Source organism: Klebsiella sp. A-Nf5, assembly GCF_002810545.1.
Classification (GTDB): domain Bacteria; phylum Pseudomonadota; class Gammaproteobacteria; order Enterobacterales; family Enterobacteriaceae; genus Klebsiella; species Klebsiella variicola.
This window is the reverse complement of record NZ_PIOG01000254.1, coordinates 260286-267745: the sequence shown is the minus strand read 5'-3', so window position 1 is coordinate 267745 and position 7460 is coordinate 260286. Positions and strand designations below refer to the sequence as shown.

Annotated in this window: 7 protein-coding genes and 1 pseudogene; 3 read left to right on the top strand and 5 right to left on the bottom strand. The window is 61.4% G+C overall.

The features are described 5' to 3' along the window. Both eefB and eefA read right to left on the bottom strand, forming a co-directional pair. Positions 1–1876, bottom strand: a pseudogene (gene eefB / locus CWM53_RS24650) (multidrug efflux RND transporter permease subunit EefB); the annotation flags it as partial. Next, positions 1876–3000, bottom strand: a complete 1125-nt coding sequence (gene eefA / locus CWM53_RS24645; RefSeq protein WP_074386912.1) for a multidrug efflux RND transporter periplasmic adaptor subunit EefA — start codon at positions 2998–3000, stop codon at positions 1876–1878. The gene eefA and the pseudogene eefB, both read right to left, overlap by 1 nt. Positions 3001–3206: 206 nt before the next feature. Here eefA and CWM53_RS31375 point away from each other — a divergent pair, with 206 nt between their 5' ends. Then, on the top strand, positions 3207–3329 hold the full coding sequence (locus CWM53_RS31375) for a hypothetical protein (RefSeq protein WP_046620780.1): 123 nt from the start codon (positions 3207–3209) through the stop codon (positions 3327–3329). Here CWM53_RS31375 and CWM53_RS31370 read toward each other — a convergent pair. After that, the gene (locus CWM53_RS31370; protein ID WP_162676795.1) at positions 3289–3405 is read right to left on the bottom strand and encodes a hypothetical protein; all 117 of its coding nucleotides are present in this window, start codon (positions 3403–3405) and stop codon (positions 3289–3291) included. The two genes, CWM53_RS31375 and CWM53_RS31370, sit on opposite strands and share 41 nt — an antisense overlap. Between CWM53_RS31370 and CWM53_RS24635 the strand changes: the two genes are divergently transcribed. Then, positions 3380–3796, top strand: coding sequence for a GNAT family N-acetyltransferase (locus CWM53_RS24635; protein ID WP_074386913.1), 417 nt, complete (start codon positions 3380–3382; stop codon positions 3794–3796). The genes CWM53_RS31370 and CWM53_RS24635 overlap by 26 nt on opposite strands. A gap of 493 nt (positions 3797–4289) precedes the next feature. On the opposite strand, the gene CWM53_RS24625 is transcribed toward CWM53_RS24635, so the two are convergent. After that, positions 4290–4937, bottom strand: a complete 648-nt coding sequence (locus CWM53_RS24625; RefSeq protein WP_074386914.1) for a TetR/AcrR family transcriptional regulator — start codon at positions 4935–4937, stop codon at positions 4290–4292. Between the two features lie 80 nt (positions 4938–5017). Between CWM53_RS24625 and CWM53_RS24620 the strand changes: the two genes are divergently transcribed. Then, entirely contained in the window at positions 5018–6511 is a 1494-nt protein-coding gene (locus CWM53_RS24620) for an MDR family MFS transporter (protein WP_061152912.1), read from the top strand. Here CWM53_RS24620 and CWM53_RS24615 read toward each other — a convergent pair. Beyond that, entirely contained in the window at positions 6508–7422 is a 915-nt protein-coding gene (locus CWM53_RS24615) for a LysR family transcriptional regulator (protein ID WP_061152913.1), read from the bottom strand. The two genes, CWM53_RS24620 and CWM53_RS24615, sit on opposite strands and share 4 nt — an antisense overlap. Positions 7423–7460 lie beyond the last annotated feature (38 nt).

Below are 7460 nucleotides of genomic sequence, written 5' to 3'. Positions count from 1 at the left end.
ACACGAAGGCCATCCCGGCGTTCTGGCCGCTGCCGCTAAAGCTGAAGCCGTCGACGGTGAAAATGACGTTGGTATTGGCTTTCTCTTTAGTGAGGAACCAGTCGGTCACCTGGCGGCGCACCTCAGCGGTACGCACCGCGGTGGCCCCGGCGGGCAGAGTATACTGGACCATGATCTCCCCCTGGTCCTCCACCGGCAGGAAGCTGCCCGGCAGCTTCCACATCGCCAGCGCCATCGCCCCGCAAATCAACGCGTAAGCGCCCATCATCACCGCGCCCCGGCGCAGGCCGCCGAGTACGCGGCGCTGGTAGCCCGCTTCCGTGCGCCCCCACAGGCGGTTAAAGGCGCCGAAGAACCCTTTGGTGTGCGGTTTGGAGTGGCTGAGCAGCGCGCCGCACAGCGCCGGGGTGAGGGTCAGCGCCACCACCACCGACAGCATCATCGCCGAGATAATGGTGACCGAGAACTGGCGATAGATGACCCCGGTCGATCCGCCGAAGAAGGCCATCGGCAGGAACACCGCCGACAGCACCAGGGCAATCGCCACCAGCGCGCCGGAGATTTCGCCCATCGATTTTTCGGTGGCTTCGCGGGCGGGCAGCCCTTCGTCGCGCATAATGCGCTCGACGTTTTCAACCACCACGATGGCGTCATCCACCAGCAGGCCGATCGCCAGCACCATGGCGAACAGCGTCAGGGTGTTAATCGAGTAGCCGAACAGGGCCAGCACGCCGAAGGTGCCAAGCAGCACCACCGGCACCGCCACCGCTGGGATGAGCGTCGCGCGGAAGTTCTGCAGGAACAGATACATCACGCAGACCACGAGAATGATCGCTTCGAACAGGGTCTGAATCACGTCCTCGACCGAGATTTTGATGAACTCGGTGCTGTCCTTCGGATAGGCAATATCGTAGCCCTGCGGCATCTGACGCTGGAATTCGGCGATTTTGCTTTTCACCAGGGTCGCGGTATTCAGCGCGTTGGCGCCGGGGGCCATCATCACTGCGATCCCGGCGGCCGGGTGGCCGTTCAGATTGGCGGTGGCGGTGTAATCCTCGCTGCCCATCTCCACCCGCGCGACATCGCTCAGGCGCACTACCGAGCCGTCGGCCTGGCTTTTCACGATGATCGCTTTGAACTGGTCAGGGGTTTGCAGCCGGGATTGCGCCCGCACGGTGGCGGTCAATTGCTGGGCATTGGACGACGGTAGCGCGCCGATTTTACCGGCGGAAACCTGCACGTTCTGCGCCTCAATCGCCGACTGGACGTCGGAAGGCATCAGCGAGTAGGAGGCGAGTTTGGTCGGGTCCATCCAGACGCGCATCGCGTATTCGGCGCCGAACACCTGCAGGCTGCCGACGCCCTCCACGCGCGCCAGCGGGTCCTGCATATTGCTGACCAGCCAGTCGGAGATGTCGGAGCTGGTGGCGCGGTTGGTTTTGTCATACACCGCGAGGATCAGCAGGAAGCTGCTCTGCGATTTTTCCACCGTCACGCCGGACTGCTGGACTTCGCTCGGCAGCCGCGATTCCGCCTGCTGGACTTTGTTTTGCACCTGCACCTGGGCGGTGTCCGGGTCGGTCCCCTGCTCAAAGGTGACGGTGATGCTGACCGAGCCGTCGGAGCTGCTGGTGGAGCTGAAATAGAGCAGGTGGTCGAGCCCGGTGAGCTGCTGCTCGATGACCTGGGTGACGCTGTTCTCCAGGGTTTCGGCGGACGCCCCGGTATAGGTGGCGGAGATTTTCACCGCCGGCGGGGCGACGTCCGGATACTGGCCTACCGGCAGCGTGCGGATCGCCAGCACCCCGGCGAGCATAATCAGAATGGCGATCACCCAGGCAAAGACCGGGCGACGCACGAAGAAACGGGAGAACATCAGGCATTGCCTCCGTTGTTGTTAACGGCAACGACCTTCACTGTCTGTCCGGGGGCCACTTTACTGGTGCCTTCGACAATCAGCTTATCGCCCGCTTTCAGGCCGCTCAGCACCAGCCATTTATCGCCATAGGTGTCGCCGGTTTCCACGGTACGCTGCTCAACTTTGTTGGCGGCATCGACCACCAGCGCCGTGGCGTCGCCTTTGGCATCGCGGGTGATCCCCTGCTGCGGGGCGAGGATCGCGTCGTTCATGATGCCTTCATCGATGCGCGCGCGGACGAACATCCCCGGCAGCAGGACGTGCTGCGGGTTGGGGAAGATCGCGCGCAGGGTCACCGAGCCGGTGGATTCATCGACGGCAACTTCGGTAAGCGCCAGACGCCCTTTTTCCTGATAGGTGCTGCCATCTTCCAGGGTTAACGTCACGCTGAGGGTATCGCTGTTGCTGGCCAGGCTTTGTTTGCGTAAACGCAGGAGATCGACGCTGGATCGCGTCAGATCAACATACATGGTGTCGAGCCCGCGGATCGTCGCCAGCGCGGTATCCTGATCGGCGGAGACCAGCGCCCCCGGCGTAACCGACGAGATGCCGATGCGCCCGGCAATCGGCGCGGTGACGGTGGTCCAGTTCAGGTTGATGCGCGCGCTCTCCAGCGCTGCTTTCTTCGATTCCACGCTGGCCTTGTCCTGGGCGCAGGTGGAGGCGGCGTCGTCGGCATCCTGGCGGGAAACGCCGTTATCCCTGACCAGCGACGCGTAGCGCTGGGCCTTCTGGCAATCGGAGACCACCAGCGCCTGGGCCTGTTTCAGCGCGGCCGCCGCTTCGTTCCAGGTCGCGCGATAGCTGGAGGGATCGATCTGGTAAAGGGCCTGCCCGGCCTTCACCATATCGCCTTCGGTAAACAGGCGTTTCTGGATGATGCCGCCCACCTGCGGGCGTACTTCGGCGCTGAGCGAGGCGGTGGTGCGGCCGGTGAGCTGGCTGACTACCGGAACCGGCTGGCTTTGCAGGGTGACCACGCCCACTTCCGGCGCGGGTTGCTGCGGGGCAGATGTCTGCGCATTATCGCATCCGCTAAGGAGAAATAATGCTGTCGCGATGGGAGCTATGATGTATTTCATTATATTTTCTCAAGATATAAGACGTCCGCCCCGTTTATTTAAAAACGAGGGAATAGGTTGGGCGCTGAGGCATTTTCGGGTGAGCGAAAATGACAAAAAAGGAACACAGATGTTCCTGAACGTGATTGTTATTGTGTCTCCGTTGAAGCCAACCTCTTCGGTCTTCAGGAGGTGAAAAGCGCATCTCCTCTGGTTTTGTGGTGAGAATGATCATTCTCATTTTTCTCCATTATACGATCCGCCGCGATAATGGAAAGGTTTTTTTGCTTACTTTTAGAACGCAAAAAATTAAGGCAAATAATCATGGAGAAAATAAGAATATTTTGTGAAAGTGGAGAGGGAAAATAACGATTCGGCATCGCAATACTGGAGATAGTTAATGACACTAATCATTACAAAAAGCATTAATCCCGACGATCAACAAGAATTGCTTGCCGGTCTGCGGCACTATAATCAGCAGTATCTCGATGCGGCGCAGTTTGGCGATCTGGGGGTTTACTCCCGCGATGCGCAAGGGGTGATGCAGGGCGGGCTGATTGCCAAACGCAAGGGCAACTGGCTGTGCATTGAGTATCTGTGGGTCAGCGAGACGACGCGCGGGCGCGGGCTGGGGAGCGAGCTGATGCAGGAGGCGGAACAGCAGGCGCAGGCGCTAGGCTGCAGCCATCTGCTGGTGGATACCTTTAGCTTCCAGGCGCTGCCGTTTTATCGAAAATTAGGCTATCAGCTGCAGATGTCGCTGCCCGACTTCCCCCACGCAGGCATGCAGCGCCACTATTTGTCGAAGGCGCTGTAACGGTAGTGGTATCCCCGGGCGGTCAGGTACCGTACCTGTGGTTGTGCCGGATGGCGGCATAAATGCCTTATCCGGCCTACACAGTCCTCCCGTCGTTTCGTCCCACCCAGGACCGGCAAGCGCAGCGCCGCCGGGCAGGATATCAGGCACGGCACCTGTATTCTTGCCGGGTGGCGGCTGTCGCCTTACCCGTCCTGGGGTTCGTGCTGTGCCCGCCATGATGCCGAGCGGCCTGTTGTTGATATACCCACTTGCGCGACTGAAACTGCCGGTGCTGGCCGGAGCCCGGGGGTACAGGGGGCGGCGGCGACTGACCGCCCCCTGTGCGCTCCCTGCGCCATAAGAGACATAGCGCAGAAGAAATATCGGGAGCGCAATCTGCCCGGACATAACACGGGAGTGGTAGCCCTGCTAAGCGTAGCGCGAGCAGGGAAAATCCCGGATGGCGGCGCGTGGCGCCTTATCCGGGCTACAAAAGCGTCAAAACCACGCCTTAACCCCCGATGCCGTGGCCCATTAACGCCAGCGCGTGGCTGATGATGGTCTGGCGGTTGACCGCCTGTAAACGCGGATCGCTGTGAATGCGTGAAAATGGCACCAGCACCAGGCTAATCACCGTGGTAAACAGCAGCTCCGGCGACAGCGCCGGATTGATCTTGCCCTCCAGCTGCCAGCGACGCACCGTCTCCAGCATCACCTGAAAACGCTCCTCGCCGAAGCGGGCATCCATATGCTGACGCAGGATCGGCATCTCGCCGATGATCTCCTGCATCCACAGCGGCGCGAACCAGGCGTTTTTCTCCGCCATATGCGCCAGCGTCTCGACCATCATCGTCAGCGCCAACACCGGGTCCTGCGGATGATCGACAAAAATGCGGCTGATGTGATTGCGCAGCGGCATAAAGCGCTCCTCAATCAGCTGGGTCACCAGCGCTTCCCGGGAGCTGAAATAGTAATGCAGCATCGCCGGCGTCACCCCGGCTTCTTTGGCGATGGCGTTCAACGACACGCGAGCCGTCCCGTCGCGGGCAAACAGCGTCAGGGCAATGTCCATCAGCTGTTCGCGGTTGGCGGTACCCGGTTTTTTACCGCGCGGCCGACCCGGGCGGCGGGGTGCATCCTGATCCTTTTGTGCTGTCATGGTATGGCGATCTCTTGACCCGACTCATTCTTTCACTAAATATTAATTATGCATTTAATTAATTTCAAGCGAGCGTTGTAATGACTTCTGAAGTCGCTAACCCACCGGTGCAGTCGATACGCCTGCTGTTCAGCGCATTGCTGTTGGTGATGTTGCTCTCGGCGTTGGATCAGACCATTGTCTCCACCGCGCTGCCGACGATTGTCGGCGAACTGGGCGGGCTGGACAAGCTTTCCTGGGTGGTCACGGCCTATATTCTCAGCTCCACCATCGCGGTGCCGCTGTACGGGAAATTCGGCGATCTGTTCGGTCGCAAAATCGTGCTGCAGGTGGCGATTGGGCTGTTTCTCGTCGGCTCCGCGCTCTGCGGGCTGGCGCAGAATATGACCCAACTGGTGCTGATGCGCGGCCTGCAGGGGCTCGGCGGCGGCGGCCTGATGGTGATCAGTATGGCGGCGGTCGCCGACGTCATCCCACCCGCCAACCGTGGCCGTTATCAGGGGCTGTTCGGCGGCGTCTTCGGCCTGGCGACGGTGATCGGCCCGCTGATCGGCGGTTTTCTGGTGCAGCACGCCTCCTGGCGCTGGATCTTCTATATCAACCTGCCGCTCGGCCTGTTCGCGCTGCTGGTGATCGGCGCGGTATTCCACAGCAGCAATAAACGCAGCCAGCATCAGATTGACTGGCTGGGGGCGATTTACCTCAGCATGGCGCTGCTGTGCATCATTCTGTTTACCTCGGAAGGGGGCAGCGTCCATGCGTGGAATGACCCGCAGCTGTGGTGCATTCTGGCCTTCGGCATCGTGGGGATCATCGGCTTTATTTACGAAGAGCGGATCGCCATCGAACCGATTATTCCGCTGGCGCTGTTCCGCAACCGCAGCTTCCTGCTGTGCAGCCTGATTGGCTTCGTCATCGGCATGTCGCTGTTCGGGTCAGTCACCTTCCTGCCGCTCTATCTGCAGGTGGTGAAGGAGGCGACGCCCACCGAGGCCGGGCTGCAGCTGATCCCCCTGATGGGCGGCCTGCTGCTGACCTCGATTATCAGCGGGCGGATTATCAGCCGTACCGGTAAATATCGCCTGTTTCCGATCCTCGGCACCCTGCTCGGCGTCACCGGCATGGTACTGCTGACCCGCATCACCATTCATTCGCCGATGTGGCAGCTATACCTGTTTACCGGTGTGCTGGGGGCGGGTCTGGGGCTGGTGATGCAGGTGCTGGTCCTGGCGGTGCAGAATGCGATGCCGGCGCAGATGTACGGCGTCGCCACCTCCGGCGTGACCCTGTTCCGCTCGATTGGCGGCTCCATCGGCGTGGCGCTGTTTGGCGCGGTGTTCACGCACGTGCTGCAGAGCAACCTGCAAAAGCTGTTGCCGGAAGGCGCGGTGCTGCCGCCGGGAATGAATCCGGTGGCGGTTCAGCACCTGCCCGCGGATATCCGCCTCGACTACCTCGACGCCTTCGGTGCGGCGATCCACGCGGCATTTCTGATGGCGGCCGGCATTATGGCGGTGGCGTTTGTCCTCTCCTGGCTGTTAAAGGAGGCACCGCTGAAGACCGCGGTGCATTAAGCGGCGCCGGCGATGCGCAGTAGTGCCTGACGCAGCGCCGGTGCGGCAAAATCGATAAATTTCCTCAGCTTAAGTGGCGCCAGATCTCGTGCGGTATACAGCAAATGGACCGGCGCGGGGGCGGGCTCGACGCTTTCCAGCAGCAGACGGAGCTCCCCGTGGCGCAGACCATCCAGCGCCTGATAGTGCAGTAAGCGGGCCACCCCCACCCCCAGCCGCGCAGCATCGGCGGCGCTCTCCGGCGTGGTGACGGATAGCACCGGCGGCAGGTTAATCAGCTGGTCCTCGCGCTCAGCGGCGCGAAAGCGCCAACCGCGATAGGGCATCGGCGATTCAATGCGGATGATCGGCAGCGCCGCCAGATCGCGCGGCCGCTGCGGCTCGCCGTATTTCGCCAGCAGCGCCGGATGGGCGCAGGCCACAATCCGCATGGTGCCAAGGCGGGTGGCCACCATGCTGCTGTCCGCCAGGTCGCCAATCCGCACCGCCAGATCGACATGGTCGCTCACCAGGTCAGCATTGCGATCGCTGAGCAGCAAACGGACGCGAATTTGCGGGTAGCGGGCGATAAATTCACCGATCACCGGGAGAACGTGCTGACGGCCAAACATCGTTGGCGCGGAGATCACCAGCTCGCCCTTCGGTTCCTGATATTCGCCCGTCGCCTGGCGTTCGGCGTTTTCCACCTCCTCAAGGATCCGCCGCGCGGCGGCGACATAATCGACCCCGGCGTCGGTGAGCGTCAGTTTGCGGGTCGTTCGCGCCAGCAGGCGCACGCCCAGCGCACTCTCCAGTTCACCGATATGGCGGCTGACGGTGGTCAACGGCATATTCAGCGCCCGCGCCGCCGCCGACATGCTCCCCAGCTCGGTCACTTTCACCAGCAGCGCCATCGCGCTTAATCGATCCATTATTCTCCCGTTTTCCGGAAAGATGATTGCCACTTAAC